The organism is Herbiconiux daphne (assembly GCF_024979295.1).
GTDB lineage: Bacteria > Actinomycetota > Actinomycetes > Actinomycetales > Microbacteriaceae > Herbiconiux > Herbiconiux daphnes.
This window is the reverse complement of sequence record NZ_JANLCJ010000170.1, coordinates 1-1001: the sequence shown is the minus strand read 5'-3', so window position 1 is coordinate 1001 and position 1001 is coordinate 1. Positions and strand designations below refer to the sequence as shown.

Sequence of the window (1001 nt, the reverse complement as noted above, 5' to 3'; positions counted from 1 at the left end):
GGTCGTGAGAACGAATTCCTTCCAACACTGTCACATCGAATGGCATTTTCTCAAATGACTTTTCGACGACCTTTCTTAACTCCGGTTTTATTGTTGCTAACCGCTCTTGGGATTGGCGTCCCAGTTTTACTTTTGACACCTAAAGCTCCTTTTACTTTGTCCACCAAACCTTCCCAGTCTGATGTTTTTGGTTGCTTGATCTTCATACGGCGACGAATTTCTTGCAAACTAACGGGAGTATAATCCAACTGCTCACACGATGTAGAGAAGTAGCGCTTCTTATCTTTCAGCGTACTCCTGTGCATGTGAGCGTGAATGTTGAACTTCCCTCTCAATTCTTCAGGATGAAGTGGGATGTGCGATACCCAGAACTCTTTATACTTAAAGTCTCCAGATACCCAACAGACTCCATTTACTTCCTTCCTGAAGTCGAGATTGTAGTCGTCATGGTTGCCAAGTAGCACATGAATCGCAGGACAACGAATACGGCGTAGACAATCCATAGACTCACGATTAAAGCAAATGTCCCCAGTGAGGATAAGCTTATCTCGTTTAGTAACCACTTTGTTGATGTTGTTAATGATGAAATCATCGTGCTCTTTAATCGTCTTAAATTCAGGACGATACTTCAGGATATTGTGATGCCCAAAATGAGTATCACCTAGGAAGTAAACTTCAGCCATTAGGGAACCCACACCGGTTCATCTTCAATCGTCATACGAGTCAGAAGATTTTCATCAGCGTTCCATAGGAAAGCGAAGAACAGTTGTTTAGCTTTCTGACGACTCACCAGTAATTCTTCAGAGATTTCACTGAGAGAAGAATCACGATTCGTATGATTCAGGAAGGCTTCACGGATAATATTCTTGATTGGTTCTTCATTTGGAGTAATCATAATCTTATCCAAAATAATTATTAAAGGCTTTGGCATAAGCGTAAGTCGCCCAAAGGCGACCCACTACCAAACCGACAATGAATGCCAGAATAAAATATAACATTAG

2 protein-coding genes are annotated in these 1001 nt (G+C 41.5%); both read right to left on the bottom strand.

Annotated elements, in window-relative coordinates; genetic code table 11:
* Nucleotides 1–50 precede the first annotated feature (50 nt).
* Nucleotides 51–683 (bottom strand): metallophosphoesterase, encoded by a 633-nt coding sequence (locus N1032_RS23835; RefSeq protein ID WP_259542895.1) that lies wholly within the window; start codon nt 681–683, stop codon nt 51–53.
* Entirely contained in the window at nt 683–895 is a 213-nt protein-coding gene (locus tag N1032_RS23830) for a hypothetical protein (RefSeq protein ID WP_259542894.1), read from the bottom strand. The genes N1032_RS23835 and N1032_RS23830 overlap by 1 nt, the downstream gene beginning before the upstream one ends.
* Between the last annotated feature and the right edge of the window lie 106 nt (nt 896–1001).